The following is a 24,227-nucleotide window of genomic DNA, read 5'->3' as shown; positions in this document are numbered from 1 at the left end:
AATGAGCAATTATTCTAGCTAATAACCAATGTTAAGTAAAATTTTTATTCAATCTTTCGCTTAACATCTGCTCTTAAATTTTCCCTCAAGTCTTGCTTATATTTTCTATTGCATTATTTCTTCTTAATTTTATAACACTGATGGATGCGTTTGTTTCTCTTAAAATCAACGTCAAGCGTTTCTGCGGTAATATCTTGCACATCGTATTGGGCAGTAATAACTGAAGACATTTTAAAATGTTTGAAATTGGTAGAAAAATACAAGACCCCCTCCTCGGCAAGCAAACGCATGGCTGCGGTAACAAGCGAAACATGATCTCGCTGGACATCCAAGGTTGTCGACATTCGCTTCGAATTGGAAAAGCTGGGCGGGTCAAGGAAAATGACATCAAAACGATGACGTGCTCTCTTCAGCCAATGGATACAATCCTCTTGAATAAATTGATGCTTCGATAAATTAAGATGATTTAATTTAAAATTATCTTCTGCCCAACGTAAATACGTGTTAGACAAATCGACATTCGTCGTTAGTGCGCCAGCCAAAGCGGCCTGAACACTGGCTGCCGCTGTATAACAAAAACAATTAAGAAAGCGTATACCCGAAGGCAGTTGAGCAAAACTTAAACGTAAGGGGCGATGGTCCAAAAACAAACCTGTATCCAAATAATCATATAAATTGACTTTCAGCCTGGCTTGTCCTTCCTGAACGACCATAGTGCGCTGAGTCTTATTCATCTTCTGATATTGATTTTTCCCTTTTTGCTGGCGGCGTTGCTTAACGACCAAATGCTCGGCAGCAATACCTAATACTTGTGGAACCACCTGCAGCACATCAAGACTGCGTTGCTCTGCTTTATGAGGTGCAATGGTTGCAGGAGCGGCATATTCTTGCAAGACCACATAATCATCATAAAGATCAATTGCATAAGCATATTCCGGTAAGTCAGCATCATACACACGATAACAACTGATTTGATTGCGCTTCGCCCATTTCTGCAGATGATTGAAATTTTTTTGCAACCGATTTGCAAACATTTGAGCAGCCGAAGACCATGTGCCACTCATGCTGCCTTTTAACTGATTACCCTTTAAATCAACGCAATATAACTTGCATTCCAAAGCACCGTTATAAATGGTGTATTGTTTATTTGCCCGCAACCCTGTGGCTTTGGCAAGCATGGGATTAGCCGTCAGAAAAGCGGCTTGCCATCCCTGATAATGCGCATGCAGAGTGTTTCCTAATTGTTGATATAAAGGAATTAACTGCGTTGCCTCGCCCAAACGCTCACCATAGGGTGGGTTACAAATCACCAGTCCTTTTTCTGCCATGGGTTTGCAATCACTCAAAAGCATGGACTCGAACTCCACTAAACGAGCAACCCCTGCACGTTCGGCATTCTCGCGCGCCATTGCAATTAATTTTGCATTACTATCGGTTCCTCGCAATTTTATTTTAACGGGTTTAACTTGTTGCAAGGCCTGAGCCCTTACCTTATCCCATAAGGAAGGCTGGTGTGCTACCCAATAATGCAATGATTGATCATCTCGCAATAGTCCCGGAGCAATGTGCGCTGCCATCATTGCTGCCTCAATCACCAAGGTTCCTGAACCACAAAACGGATCATGCAAAGCAAAATCAGCCGCAGCTAATTGCGGCCATTTGGCGCGCATTAACAAGGCAGCAGCCACGTTTTCTTTTAAAGGAGCAGCTCCCGCTTGCGTTCGATAGCCACGAAGATGCAAACTGTAGCCGGTCAAATCAAAACTAACCGTCAATGTTTCATGTTTTAAATGAGCATGGATAAGAATTTGTGGTTTATCACGCTCAATGGAAGGACGGCTTCCTTGCAAATGGCGAAAATGATCAGCAATTGCATCTTTCATAACCTGAGCGCCATACATGGAGTTGCGAATCTGATCGGAAAACCCATGAAACTCAATCGCAAAGGTTTTGTCGGCTGAAAAGACGGTTTGCCAGGGAAATTGATGGCAAAGCTTATAAAGCGTCTGTTCATTGTATGCCTGACCTGAAAACAAAATCAGCTGCACACGGTTTGCCAATCGCGACCATAAACACAGATGATAGATAATCGCCAGACTAGCCTCACCATACACGCCTTGAGGACTGACACGGGTAACTTGCAAGCCAAGTCCTTGGAGCTCTTCTTGTAGGAGATATTCGAGGCCTTTAGGGCAATTAACAAACAACGAATAATTCATGACAGACAAGTCCTCAAATAGCGAAACAATGCTTTGCTAGCACCGCTATGTTGCTCATTTTTTTGTTCTTCAACTGCTTTTTTAATTAATTGACGCAATTGCTGAACATCTGCTGATGGATAATTCTCAATAAATTCCGTCAACGCCTCCCGACCTTCGTGAATCAACCGTTCACGCCAATACTCCAGTTGATGAAAAGCAGCGGTTTGTGCATTTTCTTCTGCCAGCAGCTGCTCATAGGCAGCAAGAATTGCTTCACTGTCAGCCGTACGCATTAATTTTCCAATCAATTGTGATTGCCGTCTAATCGCACCATGACTGCGTATGGATTTGGCGTCCACAATAGCGCGCTTCAATTCTTCAGGCAGTGGAAGAGCATTGAGCTTTTCCATGCTTAACTCAATGAATTTAACCCCTATTTTTTGTAAGGCTACAGCCTCTCGTTTTTTTTGCGATTTGCTCTTTGGTTCATCCATCAGATAACTCAATTGACTAAATTGCCAATGATTATACGCATCATCAATCAAAATGCGAGATTTGATGCAGTAGAGACAGGCACAATCATACTTTGATTGTATTATATCTTATTGGTGTCATTTCCAGCCTTTGTTTCTTAATAAAGAATATGGATTTTATTTTATCATTCCCATGTAAAAAGTGTGTTTGTTATCAACACGGTATGATCTTATCCTGCCCATTTACCAGAAAGCCTTGATCGGCTCTTTTAAAAAAAAGACGTTTATAGTAATTTATGCAAACAAATCATACCGAACAGGTTCCCCATTCCATGTTATGGGGAGAATCCTGCCATCCAGGGTGCATTAGACCTGCTTTCAGAGTCTAACTATGCAGGGAATATAATAAAAGGAATGACGACATGAAGTTAAGCCACTTAAAACATCTCGAAGCTGAAAGTATTCACATCATGCGCGAGGTTGTGGCTGAAGCAGACAACCCGGTCATGCTTTACTCCATTGGAAAAGACAGTTCCGTGATGCTGCATTTGGCCTTAAAAGCATTTTACCCCGCCAAACCGCCCTTTCCTTTATTGCATGTGGACACCACTTGGAAATTTCGGGAAATGATAACATTTCGTGACCGAACGGTTGCCAAGCATGGACTTGAGTTAATTGTCCATGTCAATCAGGAAGGACTGGAAGCCGGCATTAATCCTTTTACGCATGGCTCAGCCATTCATACCGATGTGATGAAAACAGCAGCCCTAAAACAAGCACTGGACAAATATCAATTTGACGCGGCTTTTGGTGGTGCCCGCCGCGATGAAGAAAAGTCTCGCGCCAAGGAACGTATTTTTTCGTTTCGTGATAAAAACCATCGCTGGGACCCTAAAAGTCAACGACCGGAACTATGGAGCTTATACAATACCCGCAAACGAGCCGGGGAAAGTCTACGTGTATTCCCTCTGTCGAATTGGACGGAGTTGGATGTCTGGCAATACATTCATCAGGAAAAAATTGACATTGTACCACTTTACTATAGTGGCGTGCGCCCGGTTGTGGAACGTGATGGGGCTTTAATCATGGTGGATGATGAGCGCCTGCCCCTGATTGCGGGCGAGCAACCGCAATTGCGACAAATACGGTTTCGCACACTGGGCTGTTATCCATTAACAGGCGCCATTGAATCAAAAGCGGACACATTACCTGCCATTATCGAAGAAATGCTGTTAAGCACAACGTCTGAACGTCAAGGACGAGTCATTGATCATGATGGAGCGGCTTCCATGGAGAAGAAAAACAGGAGGGGTATTTTTGATGCATGCACATTCTTTTATAAACAACGATTTCACCGCTTATCTTAATGCCCATGAAACCAAAAGCTTATTGCGCTTCATCACTTGTGGCTCCGTAGACGATGGCAAATCCACGTTGATTGGCCGATTACTCTACGAATCGCATATGATTTATGACGATCAACTTGCCGCACTTGCTTCAGACAGCAAAAAATTTGGCACAACCGGGGAAGGCTTAGATTTTGCCTTACTGGTGGATGGTTTGGCTTCGGAACGCGAGCAGGGGATTACCATCGATGTCGCTTATCGTTTTTTTTCCACCGCCAAGCGCAAATTCATTGTCGCGGATACACCAGGTCATGAACAATATACACGCAACATGGCAACAGGCGCTTCCACCGCAGAATTAGCCGTGGTGATGATTGATGCCCGTAAAGGAGTTCTCACTCAAACCAAACGCCACAGCTTCATTGTTTCCATGCTGGGAGTAAAAAACATCATTCTGGCCATCAATAAAATGGATTTGGTGGCTTATGATCCAGGCATTTATGCGCAAATTACAGACGAATACCAGGCATTTGCCCAGAAACTGGGAATTACCACCATTCAAGCCATTCCCGTTTCTGCATTAAAAGGCGATAACATTATTCAACCCTCCATGCATACACCATGGTATCAAGGCCCAACGCTCATGCAGCATCTCGAAGACGTGGCCATTGAAACGACGTATGAAGATTTTCCTTTTCGCATGGCGGTGCAATGGATTAATCGCCCCAATCTTGATTTTCGCGGTTTTACCGGGCGCATTTCATCGGGTACAGTTTGTCCTGGTGACCGTATCAAGCTCTTACCTAGCGGAAAGGAAACGGAAATTGCCCGCATTGTGACTTATGATGGCGATTTGGATAAAGCCTTCCCTGGCCAATCCGTCACGTTCACCCTGAATGATGAAGTGGATGTTTCTCGCGGTGATGTATTTGCAGCCGCCTCTGCTCCCTGTGAAATAGCAGATCAGTTCGAAACAAAACTCTTATGGATGGATGAGCAACCGATGATAGCTGGCCGCCAATACCTCCTAAAAACCGGCACAAAAACTGCTCTTTGCACACCCAGCAAACCCAAATTCCGTCTTGACATCAATACCATGGAGCATTTGGCGGCAAAAGAATTGACATTAAATGAAATCGGCTGTTGTGATATTGCCCTCGATAGACCCATTGCTTTTGAACCTTATGAGATCAATCGAGAATTGGGAGGTTTTATTCTGATTGATCGAATGTCAAACGCCACCGTTGCTGCCGGCTTAATCCATTTCGCCCTGCGACGCTCAACCAATGTCCATCCGCAAAACTTACTGGTGGATAAAACCATGCGCTCCGACATTAAACATCAAAAACCGATGGTGCTTTGGTTTACCGGGTTGTCTGGCGCTGGGAAATCAACCATCGCCAACCTGGTTGAGCGCCAGTTAAATGCCCTAGGGAAACACACCATGTTGTTGGATGGTGATAACATCCGCCATGGTCTTAATCGTGATTTGGGATTTACCGAAGCCGATCGAGCTGAAAATATCCGCCGTATTGCCGAGGTAGCCAAACTGATGACGGAAGCAGGTCTTATTACTCTCGTCTCCTTTATCTCCCCTTTTGCCGCCGAGCGCGACATGGCGCGATGTTTAATTGGCAATGACCAATTTTTGGAGATATTCGTCGATGCTCCTCTCCAAGTGGTGGAAGCTCGTGACGTTAAAGGTTTATATAAAAAAGCCAAAGCTGGAAAAATCAAAAACTTTACCGGCGTAGACAGTCGCTATGAAATACCGGAAACACCGGATTTAGTCATTAATACGGTAAATCTTTCGCCGCCAGAAGCCGCCGAGCAAGTACTGAAATTGTTAAAACTCTCTGAATGAGGAGATAATCCATTGCCTGTTCAACTCACTGAATCATTGCTCAACCAGCTTATTGATATCGTTTGGGAAGCATCGGATGTTGTCTTGAGACTGTATCAAAACCATTTTGACTATTCTGTTAAATCAGACGGCAGCCCTTTGACCCAAGCCGATCTCGCTTCCCATGAAATTATCGTCCAAAAACTCCAAGGATTAACACCTGATATTCCCATTATTTCTGAAGAAAATGCGGATTTTGAACACATGGAATGGAAAAATCCCCGACAATTCTGGTTGGTCGATCCTCTGGATGGGACCAAGGAGTTCATCCATCGCAACGGCGAATTCACCATTAACGTTGCCTTAATTGACGAGCATCAACCTGTATTGGGCGTTGTGGCTGCTCCTGCCCTAAAAACGCTGTACGCAGGCTTTAAGAAAGGAGGGGCAATCAAACTAGATAGGGCTGGAAATAAAAAAACATTCACGTCATTAGCCCAACCAATCAAGGCCTTTATGTAGTAGGCAGTCGTTCACATGGTGATCAAGCAGCCATGGAGGCGTATTTGGTCAATAAAAAGTAACGCAATTTATCGCCATCGGCTCTTCATTAAAATTCTGCAAAATTGCCGAGGGAGCCGCCCATCTTTATCCACGGCTTGGACGCACCATGGAATGGGATACAGCCGCAGGGCATGCCATTTTAACTGCAGCCGGAGGCAAGGTTGAACGACTTGATGGCAGACCGCTGTCTTATGGAAAACAAGGATTTGAAAATCCTCATTTTGTTGCTAAGTCTTAAATACTCCTTCAATTATTACCCATCAGAAAAGGAATGTCACTTATGCAACCAAGTGAAAAGAAAAGCATCATCGCGGGATTATATGGCAATGCCCTTGAATGGTATGACTTTTTACTGTACGCAAGTTTCGCCCCCATTTTCTCAGACATTTTTTTCCCTACCAACGTTCACTTTCTTTCCATGATCGCCACTTTTACGGTATTTGCCATAGGCTTTCTGGTAAGACCTATAGGAGGCGCTTTACTAGGCCACTACGCCGATCATGTTGGCCGACGAAAAGCACTGATTGCTTCCGTTGCCATCATGACGGTTACAACCACTTGCATTGCGTTTTTGCCTACTTACCAACACGCAGGGATCATTGCCCCCATCTTATTCACACTATTCCGACTTATTCAAGGCATTGCCATTGGCGGAGAATTACCAGGCTCGGCAACCTTCCTGATTGAGCATATGTTTAATTACGGCCGGGGATTTGCAGGCAGCCTGGTTTTATGCACCGCATTTTTAGGTATTTTTGCAGGCTCTCTTACTGCTTCTTTACTTAGTGCAGCTATTTCTTATGAACAACTTGCTGACTGGGGTTGGCGCCTGGCCTATTGCATAGGAGGAATACTAGGCATCTTAGGTATCTATTTACGCTTTAAAAGCGTTGAACCCTCTACCTTTTTACAGGAAAAACCTAGCGAAGAATTGCCAGTAAAACTCGTTTTCACCCGTTACAAAAACAATTATTATTGGCAATCATTTGTACCAGCATTCTTGCAGTAGTCAACTATATTCTCATTGCTTATGTGACTTCTTTTCTGGTTAAGTCAGCCAAATTTTCATTAAATGACGCATTATTCATTAATTTCATAAGTTTGTTTTTGCTGACGTTGCTTATTCCTGTCATGGGATTACTGTCTGATTACCTTGGCCGAAAATTTGTTTTTCTTGCGGGAATTATTGGTATTTTTCTATTTGTATTTCCTGTTTTTTGGCTTTTAATGAGTGGAAACTGGTGGTATGTTTTGGGAAGTGAGGTATTACTTGCCATCATACTGGCTCCTATCAATGCAACCGTACCAACCATCATCGCAGAAATGTTTCCCACGGCCGTACGCGCCAGCGGCACCTCGATTGGTTATAACATTGGACAAGCCCTCTTCGGTGGTACCGCCCCCTTAATCGCCCTATTATTAATAGAAGTAACAGGCAATCATTATGCTCCTGCCTGGTACATTTTTATTTGGACAATCATCGTCATTTTTGTTTCAAAGTTTTTGCAAGAAACAAATCAAAAGGCTTCTTCTAAAAGCCCGCCAGGGACGAAAACAGCCCCCCACTGTTGAATAAAAAAGATTACTTGAAGGCAGGAAAAAATTCTGCCAAATAACTTAATCCTTTTTATAAATTAAGACTTAACGCTGCTTTTTTAAATCACGGTAAAAATTTTCATGCACACCCAATGCTAAAAGTAATCTTTTCTTTGTATCCCATTCATAAGCTAACAACATTTCTTGATGTTCTACCTTAGATTTATAGACATATACGCCAGCTAAATCTCCTTTTTACGTTCACCAATTTCAGGATTTTCAATAATCTTTCGGATCATCTCATTAATTATTGATTTCTGATTTGCATAAAGCTTTTTATAAGCCTTTTTAAAAGCGGGCATCTGGCTTACAATAATTTTTTTTCAGACATCCCTTTCCTCTTCTCCAAATTCAAATGGTTCTGCCAGTGAACGATCTTGATTTTTTGAGATCAAAAGGTCCTTGATAAATTCAATAGGCAGATCCGGATTATCAAGCGCACATTTTCCCACCTTCGCCCAAAATTCAATCTGACCGGGTATAGATCGGCATTCAGCGCGAGCTACTTTTTTTGCATCATTATAAATTGCCTCATCAATTCGTATTGGTATACCCATAATAGCCATCCTACTTAAGTTGCTATAAACTACATTTGTAGTATAGCAAAAACACATTCATGCACCAAACTACAAATGACCTCAAATAACATTTAAAGCCTTTACAAACTGCCCCAAACTCTATACGTTGAAGGACGCGAAAAAATATAAACCCAGCAAACGAGGACAAAATGGACTTGATGTATCCAGTTGCCGGTGCCTTCACCGGATTTATTGTTGGCTTAACCGGCGTTGGGGGCGGCGCTTTGATGACGCCTATCCTGCTTCTCCTCTTTGGCGTTGCTCCAACCGCTGCCGTAGCCACGGATTTATGGTTTGCCACCATAACCAAAATTGCTGCCTTACTCATTCATCATCGTGAACAACAAGTGGACTGGCAAATTGTTCGCAAGCTCTGGCTCGGCAGCCTGCCCGCTGCATTCGTTGTGATTTTGGCTTTATTAACCGGGCTTTTAACCACAATCCACTCAAAATTTCTCACCACCCTTATTGGCAGCGTCATTTTACTGACAGCATTCGGTTTGCTGACCAAAAATTGGTTAAAAAACCATCTTTCCCGGTTCCAATCTTCTCGTGCGCAATCCTTCAATCGTAAGCAAAGCCTCTTAACCATTATCTCAGGCATCATTCTTGGCGTGCTCGTTTCGCTTACATCAATCGGAGCCGGAGCACTCGGTAGCGTGGCATTATTGTATCTTTACCCTGCGAGAATGACACCCAACAGGCTCGTTGGCACAGACATTGCGCACGCCATTCCTTTAGCTCTGGTTGCAGGCCTTGGCTATTTGATTGGCGGACATGTGGACGGCTCACTGCTGTTTTCTTTACTACTCGGTTCGGTACCTGCCGCGGTTTTAGGCAGCATTGCGGCAACACGATTCAAACACGGCAAGCTAAGACTTTGTATCGTCGCAATTTTAAGTGTTTCGGGACTAAAGTTAATGTTTTAACATCACAAACGTTCTCTTTTTATGGTGTTGCCTTAACCTCTTTTTTAAGAAAGAGAGGAAGCGTTAATAATAACCATCTATTTGTCATGTATGAATGTTAGAAAGATCTTAATAACTCGTGCGAGAAAAAAAAGGAGGCAAGAAGAAGACATTAGCAGAAATGCCAATATCATAAGAACTCTACTAAATGTCGGCCAAGATACAGCAAAATTTATTTCTCTACAGTATCTTTTTGTAAAAACCGCATTAAATCAGCTCAAATTTCCCTTAAACCTGCTTAACCTCAGCCTGCAGATAATAGTAGTTCTGTTTGATAAAAATTACCCGAAAAAATTAAAAATCATTACCGTGGCATCCCTTGCCTTTGTGCTTTTATTGACTTGTGCAGCCTGGTCAGTAGCCCCTACCATGACTCTTGCATTAATTGCGCTGGCTATTAGCTCTAATTTAACCATGCTTTTTTATAGGGCAAATAAATTTAAATTAAGTCTGGATAATTACAGAAGAGAAGAAGCCTCCAAGAACCAAGATAACCAACAGGATACGCTTTTTACAGAGCTCGTCAGTCAATATAGACATTTAAAGAACCTGGTGTTTCGCCGCGAACAGCAAGAAATCATTATGAGCGCCGAAAAACATTTGGAATCCTCGCTAGAACAATACTGTCGACTTACGGAAAAAAGACCAACAAAATACAAACAATTTCTAAATCTTATTAATTCAGGCACGGGTGTGGCCCTTATTATATTGCGAGGAATTTCTGCAGTACTGCTTTTAACGGTGGCAACCTCCACGCCACCGCTGGTGCTACCTCTTCTTTTACTAACCTTTTTCACTAACCTAGGTGATTTAATTCGTAATCTCCATTCTAAATATGAAGCGTCATCTTCTTCTGAAAAAAAATTACAGCAAAAAATTCGCTTAATTAATAAACTGGAAGCCTGTTACACAGCCCCCCTGCCGACCAGCGATTATGAAACCATATTCAGCACACTGCATCAGCACACAGGCCAAGTTTCCAGGAATATGAACGACTCTGCACAGCCTACTGCACATTTTAAAAAGACAAGCACCCGCTTTTTGGATATGATCGTTTTCCCGAGTCTAATCCTCCGCTCCCTGCAACTACAACACTCCATCTCTAATAAAATAAGCCTCGTTATCATCTATTGTCATCTAATAGGGATCGATATCAATATAGAGCGTGATAAAATCTATATCTGACTGAGAAATACTGGCTCGAAGTTAAGCTATTCTATGTATGCCTTAAAATAAATTTGAAAATCGATAATAAAAATTATAACTATTTGATGACATATGCCACAAATAGTTATACTATTTGATGGATGCGTTCACGAGAATAGGCATGTTTAAACGTCAGTTAAAAATGGATTTGCCGAAACATCAGTCTGCTTTTTTATGGGGAGCAAGGCAAACCGGTAAATCTTCTTTTCTAAAAAGTAACTATCCTAAATCAATTTATTATGATTTATTAGATACACATGAATTGGCTCGTTTATCAAAAGCGCCCTATTTGTTACGAGAAGAAATTCTTGCTGCTCCAAAAGAACAAATTAAAAAACCGATAATTATTGATGAAATACAAAAAATCCCGGAGCTACTCAATGAAATCCATTGGTTAATTGAAAATAGTCCAGCCCATTTTATTCTGTGTGGTTCAAGTGCTAGAAAATTAAAAACTCAATCCACTAATATCTTGGGAGGAAGAGCTTGGCCATTTTATTTTTCCCTTTAGTCTATCCGGAAATTTCTGATTTTAGTCTGTTAAATGCGTTGCAAAAAGGTCTAATTCCCAATCATTACCTGGCATCTGCTCAATACATTGATGATTATCTGCAAGCCTATGTAGATGTTTATTTAACGGATGAAATTAGAAATGAAGGATTAGTCCGCAACCTGCGAGGCTTCGCACAGTTTTTGGATATTGCAGGGCTAACCAATGGAGAAATGATTAATGTCACAAACATAGCACGAGACTGTGGCATTGATAGATCAACCGTGCAATCCTATTTTCAAATTTTGGAAGATACCTTACTCGGCTATCACATTTACCCATATAAGAAAAAGTGAAGCGTGATATTGTTTCTGCAACCCCAAAATTTTATTTATTTGATGTGGGGGTCGCTAATTACCTTGCCAAACAAAAAATCATAGCCTTAAAAGGAGCCGCAGCTGGCAAAAGTTTTGAACACTATATTCTAATGGAACTTAAGGCCTATATTGGCATGAAACGAAAACGAACCGAAATCTGTTATTGGCGAACAAAAAATGGTTTAGAAGTGGATTTTATTTTATCTCAGGCACATCTTGCCATTGAAGTAAAAATCAATGAGCAAGTACATCAGCAGGATCTTAAAGGCTTAATCGCATTTTGCGAAGAAAATCCCCAAATTAAAGCCATGGTTGTGTCCCAAGACAAACGACCTCGGGCTTTAAAAATCAACGATGAGCTCACTATTAACATATTACCCTGGCAAGAATTTCTAGAATATCTATGGGAAGATAAGCTGTTCTAATAAAAATCTTTGTCTGTTGTTTAAATAAATGAAATTATCGTTTAATTGGCCTATAATGATTAAATCGAACGAAATAATTGAGATTATATTATGGAATCATTATCAGCCAATGAAGCAAAAACCCATTTTGGCGATCTGCTTCTTAGAGTACAACGCGAACCCATTCAAATTAATCGAAATGGCAAAGCAGTTGCTGTCGTATTGTCTGTTGACGATTATCTGAATTTAGAATCTCTTAAAATGCAATATCTAAAAACCTGCATAAAACAGGCAAAAGAGGATATTGCTACTGGTCGAACTATCGAAGGGAGTATCTTTTTCGATGATTTATTAAATGGAAAATTTGACTGATAATGAACCCATATCAATTTTCAACTCAAGCACAAAAAGATCTCATTAAAATCAGACAATTTACTTTAAAGCATTGGGGGGCGAAACAGTCCACTAATTATTTGGAAAAATTAAAAAACACATTGCAACTGCTATCGGAAATGCCATTGATTGGAAAAAAGCTGTGCGGATGACTTAGGAAGAGATATTTACCGGTTTTTATATGGTAGTCATATGATTTATTATCTCACTATGCCAAACTCAATAGTGGTTATTGCTATTCTTCACCAAAGTATGATTCCAGCAAATCATCTTGGAAATCGATTATAAAAATTTCTTAATACTCCCCAAGCATCATTATTGTCTTTAGTAAAACTTATTAAACAAAACTATTTGATGATATATTCACGAAGATAGGTGTGTTTAAGCTTCAATTTACCCTGGCAAGAATTTCTAGAATATCTACGGAAAGATAAGCTGTTCTAATAAAAATCTTTATCTGTTGCTTAAAAATAAATGGAATTATCGTAACCCAGCCCGTCATCCTGAAAACAGCATAGCCGTTTGAGGGATCTCCTCAAGGTGGTCAATCGTAGCCAATTAAACTTTGCTGAATATAAGAATTTAATTCCTTTGGCTTACCAATAAAACTCCACAACTGTTCGCTGCCCGATAAACTTAAATCATTCAAGCGCTGATTTTGACTGACGTGGATCATTTCAAAATTTAGCGATAACTCATGGTAACATTGAAGAATCTCATTAACGCTTACATTAAAATCATAAATATTGTACAAGCCGCCACTCTCTTTATAATCCTCTGATAAAAAGTAAGCGATGCTCTTTATCGCTCTATGGATGTGAATATAAGGTCTAATTTGATTACCACAACCATGCACCAATAAAGGCTCATTAAACGCCATTGCCAAATTGAATTTGTTAATTAAAGAACCATAATGCATGGCCGGACTATAGCCAAATACACTCCCCAAACGCAAAATAACTAAATTCATTTGTGACTTGATGCGAGCTAATTGCTTTTCACCATTTAATTTTGAATGACCATACGACGTACTTGGGACTGGTTCATCAATCACTGAAAATGGTTGCGACGACATTCCATAAATAGCGCCGCTGCTTAAGTAAATTAATTGTCTCACTTTGCTCGTTTCAAGCAATGAGCAGAGTACTGCCGTACCCCAATGATTAACCTGCTCAAACAAATGGGTAAACTCTTCATTGTAGGGGGCTCGCACAACAGCGGCCAAATGACAAACAACATCAACATCTTTCAATGCTTTTTTGAGTTTGCTTTCATCTAAAATATCGCCACGGATGAAACGAATATTGGGAGCATGCACAAATTCTTTTAAACATTGATAATTAGCGCGTAAAAAATTGTCATAAATGGTGATGCGATGGATTTCCGGATCACTCAACAACATCTTGGTCAATTCATAACCAATATACCCCGCTCCTCCTGTAATTAAAACATTCACTCGCTTTCTACTCCCATCAATTCAGTATGCAAGCCACACTCTTCTTTTTTCATCCCAGCCCAGCGTCCTTTTCTTGATAGGGTGTTTGCATCCATTAATTTTGCAGTGCAAGGGATACAACCAATACTGACATAACCCTGGGCTTGCAAGGGATGTTCCGGAAGTCCATAGTATTTTGAATAGTAATAAATTTCTTTTGAAGTCCATTTTAATAAGGGATGATAGCGAACAATACCATGTTTACCCTGGTTTTCTTCATTGAACCCTTCTCGAACTTTGCTTTGTGATTCTCTTACCCCGCTTATCCAAACATCATGTGTTTGAATAATCGATTCTAATGGCAAAATTTTGTTGATATGGCAGCAGCGGTCAGGATCCGTCATGAATAAAAATTGATGGTGTTTATCTATCTGCATCAATTTTGAAACAGTCGATTTAATCGTAATAACGTGCAGCCCTAATTGAGCAATCAATTGCTCTTTAAAAAGGTAAGTTTCCGGAAATAAATACCCCGTATCAATGAAATATATTGGGATAATAAAGTCCAATTCGGAAAGAATATGCAACAATGGCACACTCTGGGTTTGAAAAGAGGAGGTTGCAAAAATCTTTTTTCCCGAGAAATGATAATGAGCAAGTTTTTCCTTAATCATTGTAACTCGCCCGGATAATTCCCCAATCAGTTTCTCTGTAAAACGAATAGATTCCATAAATGACGATTAGCTACTGTGTTTTAATAAAAAGTAATATACAAAGACAAAATGCTACTAAAATCGTGGAAACATTCATAGTATCAACCTCAATATTCCTTTTTTGAATATGCAGTTAACATCATTGAAATCTATCAAAGAAAAGCCAGGTTAATGCTGGATAATCAATCCATCTTATGTTAATTTCAGCAACGCTATGGAGTATTTTTAAATCTATTCTATTTGTTTGAGGGAATACATGGAGAATGTATACAAGGGAAAAAGAATTCTAATTACAGGCGCTGCCGGAACCATTGGAAGTGTTTTAATCAACAAACTTTTGCAACAAGATGTTAAAGAAGTAAAAGCCCTTGATAACAATGAATCCGAACTCTTTTATTTAAATGACCAATATAGAAAAGAGCCACGCTACAATGGATTTTACGCGGATATAAGGGATCTGGATAGACTTAAATACCTCGCTAAAAACATCGATATTATCCTGCATGCCGCAGCGATGAAACATGTCATCATCAGTGAATTAAGCCCCTTTGATGCCGTCAAAACAAACGCCGAAGGCACTTTGAATGTCATCAGTGCCGCCCTTGAATCGCCTTCCGTCAATCGCGTCATTTACACCAGCAGCGACAAAGCAGTCAACTCCACTAATGTGATGGGAACAACCAAATTATTAGGTGAACGACTAATGACATCAGCGGCCAATTTGAAAGGAACTCGCAATATCATTTTCAGCAGCACGCGTTTTGGCAATGTCATTGGCTCCCGCGGTTCTGTCGTACCCATTTTTTACAAACAGATTAAAGAAGGCAAAAATCTTACCATCACCGATGAACGCATGACGCGTTTTTTTATGACCGCGGAAGAAGCCGTCAATTTGGTTATTGAGGCATCCCTGCTCGCAAAAGGCGGAGAAGTATTCATTACCAAAATGCCGGTTATGCGCATCATGGATTTAGCTGCCGCCATGGTGAACCTCGTTGCTCCCAAATTTGGACGCCGGCCTGAAGATATTGAAATAGAATTTATTGGAGCCAAGCCTGGCGAAAAACTATACGAAGAATTGATGACAGAAGAAGAAACGGCAAGAACCTATGAATTACAACATATGTTTATGGTAAAACCTTCCATTCCTCCTATCTATGAACACATTGATTATGACTGTTATGAAACCATTATCAGTAAAGAAGTTGATAGGCCATACATCAGCTCTACTGAACAGCACATGTCTGTAGACGATATTAAAAACTACCTCATTCGTAACAATATATTGGCCTGTCTGGAGTCTGGCGGTCATATAGCGGCATCCTCAAGAAAGGAAAGCTCAAGCCATAGCTATTTCTACCAAGAAGCAACAAATATTTCAGACGTAAGCGAGTTTTAAGGAGAATTAAAGTGGCGCATGTTTTAATACTGGGTGGTGATGGTTATCTTGGTTGGCCTACGGCCATGTACTTTTCAAACCGTGGTTATGACGTTACTGTGGTGGATAATTATCTTCGCCGCAATGCCTGCGTCGAGTTGGACGTCGGAATGCTTTACCCCATACCTTCTTTAATCGAGCGCGCCCAACTGTGGCATCAATTGACTGGGAAAGAAATTAAAGTGGTGATCGGCGATTTAACTGATCCAGAAATCATGCGCGACCTCTTTAATGGTCGAGTGGAATATCAATGGGCTATTAATAAAAAATTTACTGGCATCCCAGCCACAGTAGTTCACTATGCAGAGCAACCTTCCGCTCCTTATTCCCTCATCAACTATAAGTACGCCAATAAAACCTTACAAAATAATTTGTTAGTCACCAATAACCTGGTATTTGCTCTAAAAGACCTGGCACGCGATACCCATATGATAAAACTGGGTACCATGGGTGAATATGGCACACCAAACATTGACATCGAGGAAGGCTGGCTTGAAATAGAACATAAAGGACGCAAAGATAAATTCCTATTCCCAAGGCAAGCAGGCTCCTTATATCACACCACTAAAGTGATGGATACGGATTTACTCTGGTTTGGCGTGCGCATGTGGGATTTAAAAGCCACCGATTTGATGCAAGGCCCGGTTTACGGAATCCAAACTCCAGAATCTAATCTAGATTCGCGCTTACAAACCTTATTTAATTACGATGAAATATTTGGCACCATCATCAATCGTTTCATCACTCAAGCAGTCGTTGGCTATCCATTAACCGTATATGGTAAAGGGGGTCAAACCCGTGGCTACTTAAATATTAATGATACCTTACAATGTGTGCATGCCTCAGAAAAAACACCAGCAAGAAAAGGCGAGTTACGCATATTCAATCAAATTATGGAAACCTTTACCGCCAATCAATTGGCTGAAATGACCAAGAAAGTCGGTGACAGCCTGGGCTTCCAGGTTGAAATAAAAAATATTGAAAATCCAAGGAAAGAACAGGAAGAACATTATTACAACCCTACCTATCAAGGCCTTCAGGACATTGGCGTTATACCCCATTATTTAACTGAGGAAGTCATGCAGGGAATGTTTGAGGTAGTTAATCAATATAAAGGTAACATTCGTAAAGATGTTATTTTTAGAGGGGTGAAATGGTAGTTCATTATAAGCACACGCAATAAACAGCTTCTGCAATAACCCACGTCCCCCATTAATTTTTACCTGAAAATTTAATGGGGGACGTGGGTTATTACTCTGTTTCGCAAAGCCAGATTCATATATATATGTTTTCTTTACTAAACCCTTGTGAAATTTTTTTGGCAACCTTTTTTAAGTTAATATCGTTTTTACGCCAAGTATGGAAATTACTTTTTGAAGAGCGAAAAATTGCAAAATTATAATCATCTATCAATAAAATGGTGTAGCCTTTTTTATGCATTTTTTGATAAAATCAATATCAACACTCGCACGAACCCCCATTTCAAATAAGACAACATTACTTACTTTTTTGTTCCTGCAATTGTAGCCCCACACGGATATCTTTGACAATTAATGATATTGCGAAACCTACTGCCTGACATTTGATAAGTTGCATTTTCTTCTTCAAAATAAACATAAGAAAGTGGCTTCCCAAATACGTCTATTTCAGTAGACTGCCATGCTAAGACCATATCAGTTAAATAATGCTCCCCATAGAAATCATCATCATCCATTTTAAACCATAACTCACCATTTGCCTCTTTTATGGCAGTATTAAGGCAAGTCCCAATATTATTTTCTTGATGTAAAATTAATAATTTCACATTATTTTTATCTTTTATATAGTTATTTATTTTTTCTGCTGCAATAATATCATTTTTATTCAAAGTAATAATTAGCTCTTTATTCGGGTAGGTTTGTTTCTCATAAGTTTCAATAAATTTTTCAATATAATTAGGCCTCTTGCTGGCTAGAATCACGCTGGCCAGAGGAAATTTATTCCAGTTTGTTGAAATATGCAAATCGCAACATATTGTTTCTAATCTATGCATATAAGTATGTGATTTCATTATTTCTCGTCTAGCAACATGAACTGCTTTTGAACGCTCATTTTTATCCTCTAATAATTTCAATGCGTCCGAAGAAAAAGCCCGCTTGTTTGTTTCAAACAAGGCCATTCTTGGTAGTTTTATTTCATTTAATACTATATAACTAATATCATTTGTAAGGACCGATGCACCACAGCATATTGCTTCTAATGAGGCTCTTGCTCTTGCGATAGAAGAAGATAAAGTCGGATCAGGTTGTAACAATATGGGATAACTTTTTAAAGCTGAAATAAATTCAAGATAGCTCATGCTACCCATAATATGGATGTTTAGCTCTGGAGTATAATTAAAAACATTAGTGTTATATTTAAATTTAGAATCTACGATATGAAGGCCGGTTTTGCATAATGGCAATAATTGTGGAGTGAGTATCTCAGTAAACTCAATTACATCCGCCCATCCATCAAAAAGGAATGAAAAATTAGGAGTTATCTTTTTTTTCTTAGTCCAAGTGTCAATTATATATGGATTATGTATAGCTGGTTGCACAGCAATGGCCAGATGTCCTACAGGAATTCCAGATAATTTATTCTCTAACTGTTGTTGGCTTTTTTTATCTGCCGCATATACTTTATCACATAGTTGAGCAGTTTTAACAAATAAAGGGATATGAATAGGGTCAATTGTATACCAAAAAACAATTGGATAGTTTTTCCTTCTGCATTGATAAATTAACTTAGAAAGTAATGAATTAGGTCCAATCGAATTGATTTGTAAGTTCCAGCCTTGTGCTGATACCTTCCATGATGATTCTATTAGTATGAAATCAGGATTATTTTCTTCTAAAAACATTTCCCAGTTGTCTAAAGGAATATTCAAACAATTTGCATCATAATTTAAACATAAAAAAAGAGGCTCACTAATCAAACACGCAATCTTTAGCGAACTTGTTTTATTTTTTTAAAAACAATAGGATCCGAAAAGTACTTAAAATTCAACTCATTTTGTTTAGAACAAACAGGGGTTTTGATAAAATTTTTCACGTGATTTTTAAAAATTTTTTTAAAATACTTTTATTTTCTTTAATCACCATAATTTTATCCCTTTACTCATATACCCACAAAATTGCTATTCTAGAATCATCCTATACTTTTCAGCAGCTATTTTGGCTACCGCTTGAGGAGAATGATGAGCAATCGCCCAATTTCGTCCTTGACTCCCGAGTTGCACCCTGTGCTCAGGGTTATTTATTAATTCACGCATTCGTACTTTAAAATTATCAATAGTTACCTCCCAAATTGGCGCATCTTTAATTTCCTCATAACGTTTTTGACCAACCACAGGAATTCCAGTAAGCATTGCTTCTACAGCGGTATTACCATAACAACCCATTACAATTTGATCGACAACTATATCCACATGATTTAATAACTCCGGAATCATATAATAAGGCAGAGGATAAGGTTTACGATCTTCTGATTTGGTTTTAGAAAAATCAAAATATACAATTTCAGGGAAGTATTGGTGAGCGGTAGTCGCAGTTACAATTTCTATAGGCAACCCTTCATCACGACATTCTCGTAGCATTTGATTTATTATTGTAAAACCTTTCCAAGCAGCATTGTCATGGTGAGGTACATAAATAAGCAAATTATCTTTATTATCTAGTTTATCTTTAACCTTAAAACATTCTGGATCTCTGATTGTAGGTAGCCAGTATGTATGCTTTCCATTTAAATAAGCACCCTTTTCTGGAGAAGAGTAAAAAACCATATTTGTACCCGTTAAAAAATGCGTTGTATTATGTTGAAATGTGTTGCAACAAAATCGTTCAGGTTGTGGTGGGCGCCTAGATCTAATGTCGGAAAAATAATCCTTTAAAGGTAAAATCTCTTCACGGTGTAAATAATGATGAACAAAACCCGTTTCCCTCCACACATGACGCTGCCCCAAAACTTTTGTTAACCAATCATAACATTCGGCAACAGCTGGCCAGATAGGAAACGTTGATGTTTGGATGATATCATAATGCCGAACAGCCCATTTTAAATATTGACGCCAATCTTCATGTGTAAAAATTTGATAAATATTAGCCTCTCCAGGATATACAAAATTTCTACGTGGATAAAATGAAGGCACAATACAGTCAGCCTCAATTCCCTCATACATCATTAAAGCTTTACTCAATCTTCCCATACTGCCATTTACGCTATTAATAAAAAGAACCTTAATATGCGATCTTTTTTTCATTACATAAGGAGATTGTTGAGGCTGAATATCTAACTCATCCCAACCTTTAGTTTCCGAAAGTTTGCTGCCAACTGCCCATTTATGATTTTTTCTTTTAAGCCCACCCCAGAAAATTCTCATCTTTATCCCATTGATGTTTCAAATTAGAAAATTTGGCTGATTGTATCAGCAATACTTAAGCAGGAAGTTAATCCTGGTGACTCAATGCCATATAAATTGATTAAACCGGGGATGCCATGCTCTTTAGGTGTAGAAATCACGAAATCATTTACTGGCTTGTTTTTATAAAATGCCTTTGGACGAATACCAGAATAATCAACTTGCAGTTTATCACCACTCATACTTGGCCAATATCTTTTAATAGCCTGAATAAATGCTAGCCTATCAATATCATTCATTGAATAATCAATAGATTCACACCAATATATATCCGGTCCAAATTTTGCTTTCCCCCCTAAATCAAGAGTTAAATGCACTCCTAAACCATCTTTTACTGGAACAGGATAAATAAGATGTTTAAAATTATGATTGGCGGCCAAACTGCAATAATGACCTTTGGCAAATCTGGTGTCATAAATATATTCTTGGGGAAAGTTTGAGATTTTTAATGCAACTTCTGTAGCCCATAAGCCAGCTGAATTAATTAAAAAATCACACTCAATAGAAAAATTTTTTTCACCCTCAATTGTGTGCACCAAAATCCCATTTTGACCTGCTTCAATTGAGAATACTTTAGTATTAAAAGCAATAAAGCCACCATATTTTTCTAATTCACCATGGAAACCTAGAAGTAACGCATGCGTATCAACGATTCCTGAAGAAGGGGACCATAATGCGGCCGTTACATTCAGCTCGGGTTGTATTGAGGAAATTTCGGAATGGGATAATAACTTTAAATCATCCACACCATTTTTAATTGCATTTTGCTTTAATTGATAAAGAATATCATTTTCTTTTTATTAGTAGCAATTATTAGTTTTCCTATTTTCTGATATGGTACATGAAAGTTTTTACAATACTGATAAATAAGCTCCTTACCCTTGACACAATGGTATGCTTTTAAAGAATTTGGCGGATAATATATCCCTGCATGAATAACCTCTGAATTACGGGAGCTTGTGTGATTTCCTATAAAAGGTTCCTGTTCAATAACAATTACTGAATATCCTCTTTTAGCCAATTCCTTGGCCATTGCAAGTCCTATTAATCCCGCGCCAACTATTAAGCATTCTATTTTTTGCATAATAAGCCTCTTTATCCCGGCAGGTTTCTCAAAAACAGGCGACTCTATCGTATAGAATGTGGGCTAAATATCGCTTATTTGCGCCTTTTTAAACGATTATTTTTTAATGCGTAGGCCATGGAATTTTGTCCTGTAAATTTAATGCATCATTCAGAAATCCACCACTTAGGATGAAATAAAATTTGCATAAATCCATAATCTATATATTGATTAAAGTGGTATATAATTTCATTGATGTTGTTTTTTATAACCGATTTTGCGCGGACAATTTCTGCATATTCAATGATATCATATAACCGATTTTGTTCAGGTATCTGATTTTTATAAAAGCCCCATAACCTTCCGCTGCTATCTGAGATATATGCATTATTTTCAGCAAATGATGCTTCATATTTTAAATCAAAATCAGATAAAGATACCTGGTCAAAAGGAAGGTTACCATTATACTGTTTGGTGTTCTTGAGATGTTTTAAATCCGAATTATTAAATTCTGACCAAATTTCACAATTTAACCATCCATTTTTGTTACAAAAGCTTGAGCCATGGGATGAAACACCATTTACTGGAATATTATTGTCTCTTAAAAAGCTCAATGGCTTTTCAAGAATAGCTTTTATTGGTTCATTTGTTTTAAAATATTGTTCAATGGCATTATTATGTAAGCCAATGAAATGACCACAATCAATTATTTCTTTGCATGCACCAAGCAGTTTGTCACTATAATCGAAATAGTCTGTTGTGTGATTTATAAAATAAGTAGCGCGGATACCCAATTGTTTTTCTAATTTAGCCATTTTCAAAGAATAATTGAGATCCCAATCTTCATCGTGACGCATCCAAATACCTTTATTGGGTACAGATTCCTCGCCATAAATAAAATACTCTGCATGAATGGATTTAATTATTTCCACATAAGAAAATGGCTTAATCCGATGACGCTGAAAGACAGCAGACATATTAGCCCCTTTTTAGAACAACCCAATATAAATTTCCATCATGAGGAGTGCTAACGCTTAGATCCGCATCAATAATCCGTTCATCTCTTTTTTGGAAAAACTTGAAAACACCTTCCTTCGTTTCTTCTACGTGGTTAGGTTTGAAAAATGAATAAGAGGTCAAACTGATAACCACATATAACTTGCAAAGGCTTACTATATCTCTAATAATGCCTACATTAGGCTTTTCTAGGTATACCCATGGATCAAGTATAATAATATCATATTGATTACCATGCTTAAGTGCTTGCTTAACAAAATTAAAAGCATCACCAACTATATACTTCCAATTTTCTGGATATATTTTTTCATCTCAAGCATCTTTTCCTCATCTATATCTACTAGCGTGACATCCTCAAGGCCGTGATTGTATAGATGGATAACATCTCGTTGCCCATACAAAGCTACAGAGTACATGCATAATCCTGACTTTGCATTGACAAGCGTATACTCTGGGAATGGACGTTTTTCCGTCTTCTCATTAATCTCTTGTAATAATTCTTGACGAGAAAGATTAAGTGTTTCCATTAAGTAACGAGGTTGAAATAATGCTTTTTTTTTCCACATTGTTAACCCGGGACGAGAATCAATCTGTCCGACCAATTCTGTCCAACCTGCATAAGAAATATAAAACAACCCTGGCAGGGTACAATATACCCATTTAACTAATTCAAAAAATAAGAAATACATAATTCCATACTTAAGATAATCTCCATGACCAAGAATATGGCGTAAATGAGCAAATTCTCCATGCCGTTCCAACAAAATATATCCAATAAGTTTCTCACCTGTTTCAAGTCCCTCCCCTCCTTGTTTATACCCTTCAGAACGCTCAAAAATGCCAAACCAATAATCTGTATGCAAGTTGCAGTAAGGAGGTGTGAACAGTTTTTCTGTTTGCGATAGACCACCCAATTCATCTAATGAATATAGATAGGGGGCTCGCATCTCCCCCTGACGTATGCTTTTAGAGGTATTTATTTGCCAAATGTCATAGATGTAGTTATCACGAACAAAAAGTTTACAATAAAAACCTAGCTTTTTAGCCTTGCAAGCATCACGATAGGTATTTCCACTGTATTTTCTCTTCACTTGCAATAGATAGTCATCGAAGGTATTAAAATCTTTTAAATCGAGTATTGCCATTGCTCGTGTACTATTAAAAGCTGTCGGCATATTAGCAAGCAGAGCGAGTCGGCGTTGTTTACAATGATCGGTACAATCCTTATTCAAAGCAAAATTTACTATTTTGCGTGGAAAAGGCCTTAATGAGGGAATGATTTGCTTGGAATATTTTTTATTTCAATTAAATGTTGTGAGATAACTGGTTTTAATTTCTCAGCTTCATGAGTACCAAGATTTAATAAATCAAAGATTAAGTTTTCTAAAGCCAAGCTTGTCTTTATTAAATGTTCAACTCGATCAATTTCTTTGAAATAAACTTGATAATAAAATTCTTCTAATAAAATTTTTTCAACTTTAGCTTCCTTTGCTCTTTCAAGCAGTTGAGCTCGAATTGACAAAGATTTTTTCAATTGCTCTTGGGCCTGTTTTAATTTCAATTTATAATTAGTAATGACCTTTGTGAGTTGGTCTACCTTTGCTTGTAATACATCGTTCTTATTCCGTATATCATTGGTTTCCGTTATGGCCATTTTTTAACTCATATCCTATATTGAAAGCAA

27 protein-coding genes and 1 pseudogene are annotated in these 24,227 nt (G+C 38.7%); 15 read left to right on the top strand and 13 right to left on the bottom strand.

Annotation, left to right across the window (positions count from 1 at the left end; all coding sequences use genetic code 11):
- Window positions 1-113 precede the first annotated feature (113 nt).
- Together rlmKL and yjgA are read right to left on the bottom strand one after the other, a co-directional pair.
- A complete protein-coding gene (rlmKL, locus tag LOA_RS00335; RefSeq protein WP_025384660.1) occupies window positions 114-2,219 on the bottom strand; it encodes a bifunctional 23S rRNA (guanine(2069)-N(7))-methyltransferase RlmK/23S rRNA (guanine(2445)-N(2))-methyltransferase RlmL in 2,106 nt (701 codons plus the stop codon).
- Window positions 2,216-2,695, bottom strand: a complete 480-nt coding sequence (gene yjgA / locus LOA_RS00330; RefSeq protein WP_025384659.1) for a ribosome biogenesis factor YjgA — start codon at window positions 2,693-2,695, stop codon at window positions 2,216-2,218. Before yjgA ends, rlmKL begins: the two co-directional genes overlap by 4 nt.
- A 401-nt stretch (window positions 2,696-3,096) precedes the next feature.
- Between yjgA and cysD the strand changes: the two genes are divergently transcribed.
- The 6 genes from cysD to LOA_RS15665 all read left to right on the top strand — a co-directional run bounded on the left by cysD (window position 3,097) and on the right by LOA_RS15665 (window position 7,999).
- Entirely contained in the window at window positions 3,097-4,041 is a 945-nt protein-coding gene (gene cysD, locus LOA_RS00325; protein WP_025384658.1) for a sulfate adenylyltransferase subunit CysD, read from the top strand.
- Window positions 3,995-5,884 carry a sulfate adenylyltransferase subunit CysN gene (gene cysN, locus LOA_RS00320; protein WP_025384657.1) on the top strand — a complete coding sequence of 630 codons (1,890 nt, stop codon included), beginning with the start codon at window positions 3,995-3,997 and terminating at the stop codon, window positions 5,882-5,884. Before cysD ends, cysN begins: the two co-directional genes overlap by 47 nt.
- Window positions 5,885-5,896: 12 nt before the next feature.
- Window positions 5,897-6,385, top strand: a complete 489-nt coding sequence (locus tag LOA_RS13990; protein ID WP_081726598.1) for a 3'(2'),5'-bisphosphate nucleotidase CysQ family protein — start codon at window positions 5,897-5,899, stop codon at window positions 6,383-6,385.
- A gap of 70 nt (window positions 6,386-6,455) precedes the next feature.
- The gene (locus LOA_RS13985) at window positions 6,456-6,665 is read left to right on the top strand and encodes an inositol monophosphatase family protein (protein ID WP_148294842.1); all 210 of its coding nucleotides are present in this window, start codon (window positions 6,456-6,458) and stop codon (window positions 6,663-6,665) included.
- Between the two features lie 42 nt (window positions 6,666-6,707).
- On the top strand, window positions 6,708-7,436 hold the full coding sequence (locus tag LOA_RS15670) for an MFS transporter (RefSeq protein ID WP_274544613.1): 729 nt from the start codon (window positions 6,708-6,710) through the stop codon (window positions 7,434-7,436).
- Complete coding sequence (locus LOA_RS15665) at window positions 7,403-7,999, top strand: MFS transporter (protein WP_274544612.1); 597 nt, start codon at window positions 7,403-7,405, stop codon at window positions 7,997-7,999. Before LOA_RS15670 ends, LOA_RS15665 begins: the two co-directional genes overlap by 34 nt.
- 69 nt (window positions 8,000-8,068) lie before the next feature.
- Here LOA_RS15665 and LOA_RS00305 read toward each other — a convergent pair.
- Together LOA_RS00305 and LOA_RS00300 are read right to left on the bottom strand one after the other, a co-directional pair.
- Window positions 8,069-8,325, bottom strand: a pseudogene (locus tag LOA_RS00305) (type II toxin-antitoxin system RelE/ParE family toxin).
- 21 nt (window positions 8,326-8,346) lie between these two features.
- Window positions 8,347-8,580 carry a ParD-like family protein gene (locus LOA_RS00300; RefSeq protein ID WP_025384656.1) on the bottom strand — a complete coding sequence of 78 codons (234 nt, stop codon included), beginning with the start codon at window positions 8,578-8,580 and terminating at the stop codon, window positions 8,347-8,349.
- Between the two features lie 179 nt (window positions 8,581-8,759).
- Between LOA_RS00300 and LOA_RS00295 the strand changes: the two genes are divergently transcribed.
- The 7 genes from LOA_RS00295 (at window position 8,760) to LOA_RS14975 (ending at window position 12,591) form a co-directional block, all read left to right on the top strand.
- Window positions 8,760-9,530: a sulfite exporter TauE/SafE family protein gene (locus tag LOA_RS00295; RefSeq protein ID WP_081726665.1), complete on the top strand. Its 771-nt coding sequence runs from the start codon at window positions 8,760-8,762 to the stop codon at window positions 9,528-9,530.
- A gap of 90 nt (window positions 9,531-9,620) precedes the next feature.
- Window positions 9,621-10,754, top strand: coding sequence for a hypothetical protein (locus LOA_RS00290; protein ID WP_025384654.1), 1,134 nt, complete (start codon window positions 9,621-9,623; stop codon window positions 10,752-10,754).
- A gap of 142 nt (window positions 10,755-10,896) precedes the next feature.
- Entirely contained in the window at window positions 10,897-11,286 is a 390-nt protein-coding gene (locus tag LOA_RS14865) for an AAA family ATPase (protein WP_202961890.1), read from the top strand.
- Window positions 11,262-11,621: a DUF4143 domain-containing protein gene (locus LOA_RS14860; protein WP_202961889.1), complete on the top strand. Its 360-nt coding sequence runs from the start codon at window positions 11,262-11,264 to the stop codon at window positions 11,619-11,621. Before LOA_RS14865 ends, LOA_RS14860 begins: the two co-directional genes overlap by 25 nt.
- Window positions 11,618-12,067, top strand: a complete 450-nt coding sequence (locus tag LOA_RS14855) for a DUF4143 domain-containing protein (RefSeq protein ID WP_202961888.1) — start codon at window positions 11,618-11,620, stop codon at window positions 12,065-12,067. Before LOA_RS14860 ends, LOA_RS14855 begins: the two co-directional genes overlap by 4 nt.
- A gap of 90 nt (window positions 12,068-12,157) precedes the next feature.
- Window positions 12,158-12,418, top strand: a complete 261-nt coding sequence (locus tag LOA_RS00280; protein ID WP_025384653.1) for a type II toxin-antitoxin system Phd/YefM family antitoxin — start codon at window positions 12,158-12,160, stop codon at window positions 12,416-12,418.
- 2 nt (window positions 12,419-12,420) lie between these two features.
- Window positions 12,421-12,591 carry a type II toxin-antitoxin system RelE/ParE family toxin gene (locus LOA_RS14975; RefSeq protein WP_237758055.1) on the top strand — a complete coding sequence of 57 codons (171 nt, stop codon included), beginning with the start codon at window positions 12,421-12,423 and terminating at the stop codon, window positions 12,589-12,591.
- Between the two features lie 392 nt (window positions 12,592-12,983).
- Here LOA_RS14975 and LOA_RS00270 read toward each other — a convergent pair whose 3' ends face one another.
- Both LOA_RS00270 and LOA_RS00265 read right to left on the bottom strand, forming a co-directional pair.
- Window positions 12,984-13,895, bottom strand: a complete 912-nt coding sequence (locus tag LOA_RS00270; protein WP_025384652.1) for an NAD-dependent epimerase/dehydratase family protein — start codon at window positions 13,893-13,895, stop codon at window positions 12,984-12,986.
- Window positions 13,892-14,605 carry a phosphoadenylyl-sulfate reductase gene (locus LOA_RS00265; RefSeq protein ID WP_058388923.1) on the bottom strand — a complete coding sequence of 238 codons (714 nt, stop codon included), beginning with the start codon at window positions 14,603-14,605 and terminating at the stop codon, window positions 13,892-13,894. Before LOA_RS00265 ends, LOA_RS00270 begins: the two co-directional genes overlap by 4 nt.
- 238 nt (window positions 14,606-14,843) lie before the next feature.
- On the opposite strand from LOA_RS00265, the gene LOA_RS00260 reads away from it, so the two are divergent.
- Together LOA_RS00260 and LOA_RS00255 are read left to right on the top strand one after the other, a co-directional pair.
- Window positions 14,844-15,986, top strand: coding sequence for an SDR family NAD(P)-dependent oxidoreductase (locus LOA_RS00260; protein WP_025384650.1), 1,143 nt, complete (start codon window positions 14,844-14,846; stop codon window positions 15,984-15,986).
- A gap of 11 nt (window positions 15,987-15,997) precedes the next feature.
- Window positions 15,998-17,185 carry an NAD-dependent epimerase/dehydratase family protein gene (locus tag LOA_RS00255; protein WP_025384649.1) on the top strand — a complete coding sequence of 396 codons (1,188 nt, stop codon included), beginning with the start codon at window positions 15,998-16,000 and terminating at the stop codon, window positions 17,183-17,185.
- A 341-nt stretch (window positions 17,186-17,526) separates the two neighbouring features.
- Here LOA_RS00255 and LOA_RS00250 read toward each other — a convergent pair whose 3' ends face one another.
- The 7 genes from LOA_RS00250 to LOA_RS00225 form a co-directional block, all read right to left on the bottom strand.
- Window positions 17,527-18,981, bottom strand: coding sequence for a glycosyltransferase (locus LOA_RS00250; RefSeq protein ID WP_025384648.1), 1,455 nt, complete (start codon window positions 18,979-18,981; stop codon window positions 17,527-17,529).
- A gap of 201 nt (window positions 18,982-19,182) precedes the next feature.
- Window positions 19,183-20,424 (bottom strand): glycosyltransferase, encoded by a 1,242-nt coding sequence (locus LOA_RS00245; protein ID WP_025384647.1) that lies wholly within the window; start codon window positions 20,422-20,424, stop codon window positions 19,183-19,185.
- A 23-nt stretch (window positions 20,425-20,447) separates the two neighbouring features.
- Window positions 20,448-21,221 (bottom strand): NAD(P)/FAD-dependent oxidoreductase, encoded by a 774-nt coding sequence (locus tag LOA_RS00240; RefSeq protein WP_274544682.1) that lies wholly within the window; start codon window positions 21,219-21,221, stop codon window positions 20,448-20,450.
- Window positions 21,222-21,232: 11 nt separating this feature from the next.
- Window positions 21,233-21,547: an NAD(P)/FAD-dependent oxidoreductase gene (locus tag LOA_RS15660; protein WP_052335853.1), complete on the bottom strand. Its 315-nt coding sequence runs from the start codon at window positions 21,545-21,547 to the stop codon at window positions 21,233-21,235.
- Window positions 21,548-21,693: 146 nt separating this feature from the next.
- Window positions 21,694-22,503: a hypothetical protein gene (locus tag LOA_RS00235; RefSeq protein ID WP_025384646.1), complete on the bottom strand. Its 810-nt coding sequence runs from the start codon at window positions 22,501-22,503 to the stop codon at window positions 21,694-21,696.
- Between the two features lie 315 nt (window positions 22,504-22,818).
- Window positions 22,819-23,775 carry a hypothetical protein gene (locus LOA_RS00230; RefSeq protein ID WP_148294841.1) on the bottom strand — a complete coding sequence of 319 codons (957 nt, stop codon included), beginning with the start codon at window positions 23,773-23,775 and terminating at the stop codon, window positions 22,819-22,821.
- A 32-nt stretch (window positions 23,776-23,807) separates the two neighbouring features.
- Window positions 23,808-24,197: a hypothetical protein gene (locus tag LOA_RS00225; protein WP_025384644.1), complete on the bottom strand. Its 390-nt coding sequence runs from the start codon at window positions 24,195-24,197 to the stop codon at window positions 23,808-23,810.
- Window positions 24,198-24,227: the final 30 nt, after the last annotated feature.

It is taken from the genome of Legionella oakridgensis ATCC 33761 = DSM 21215 (genome assembly GCF_000512355.1).
Lineage (GTDB): Bacteria > Pseudomonadota > Gammaproteobacteria > Legionellales > Legionellaceae > Legionella_A > Legionella_A oakridgensis.
The sequence above is the reverse complement of the archived record's forward strand: the minus strand, read 5'-3'. Positions and strand labels throughout refer to the sequence as shown.

Coding starts and splice junctions, on each gene's coding strand:
- rlmKL (WP_025384660.1), bottom strand. CDS start 2,219: ATGAATTATTCGTTGTTTGTTAATTGCCCTAAAGGCCTCGAATATCTC.
- yjgA (WP_025384659.1), bottom strand. CDS start 2,695: ATGGATGAACCAAAGAGCAAATCGCAAAAAAAACGAGAGGCTGTAGCC.
- cysD (WP_025384658.1), top strand. CDS start 3,097: ATGAAGTTAAGCCACTTAAAACATCTCGAAGCTGAAAGTATTCACATC.
- cysN (WP_025384657.1), top strand. CDS start 3,995: ATGCATGCACATTCTTTTATAAACAACGATTTCACCGCTTATCTTAAT.
- LOA_RS15670 (WP_274544613.1), top strand. CDS start 6,708: ATGCAACCAAGTGAAAAGAAAAGCATCATCGCGGGATTATATGGCAAT.
- LOA_RS00300 (WP_025384656.1), bottom strand. CDS start 8,580: ATGGGTATACCAATACGAATTGATGAGGCAATTTATAATGATGCAAAA.
- LOA_RS00295 (WP_081726665.1), top strand. CDS start 8,760: ATGTATCCAGTTGCCGGTGCCTTCACCGGATTTATTGTTGGCTTAACC.
- LOA_RS00290 (WP_025384654.1), top strand. CDS start 9,621: ATGAATGTTAGAAAGATCTTAATAACTCGTGCGAGAAAAAAAAGGAGG.
- LOA_RS14865 (WP_202961890.1), top strand. CDS start 10,897: ATGTTTAAACGTCAGTTAAAAATGGATTTGCCGAAACATCAGTCTGCT.
- LOA_RS00280 (WP_025384653.1), top strand. CDS start 12,158: ATGGAATCATTATCAGCCAATGAAGCAAAAACCCATTTTGGCGATCTG.
- LOA_RS14975 (WP_237758055.1), top strand. CDS start 12,421: ATGAACCCATATCAATTTTCAACTCAAGCACAAAAAGATCTCATTAAA.
- LOA_RS00265 (WP_058388923.1), bottom strand. CDS start 14,605: ATGGAATCTATTCGTTTTACAGAGAAACTGATTGGGGAATTATCCGGG.
- LOA_RS00260 (WP_025384650.1), top strand. CDS start 14,844: ATGGAGAATGTATACAAGGGAAAAAGAATTCTAATTACAGGCGCTGCC.
- LOA_RS00245 (WP_025384647.1), bottom strand. CDS start 20,424: ATGAGAATTTTCTGGGGTGGGCTTAAAAGAAAAAATCATAAATGGGCA.
- LOA_RS15660 (WP_052335853.1), bottom strand. CDS start 21,547: ATGCAAAAAATAGAATGCTTAATAGTTGGCGCGGGATTAATAGGACTT.
- LOA_RS00235 (WP_025384646.1), bottom strand. CDS start 22,503: ATGTCTGCTGTCTTTCAGCGTCATCGGATTAAGCCATTTTCTTATGTG.
- LOA_RS00225 (WP_025384644.1), bottom strand. CDS start 24,197: ATGGCCATAACGGAAACCAATGATATACGGAATAAGAACGATGTATTA.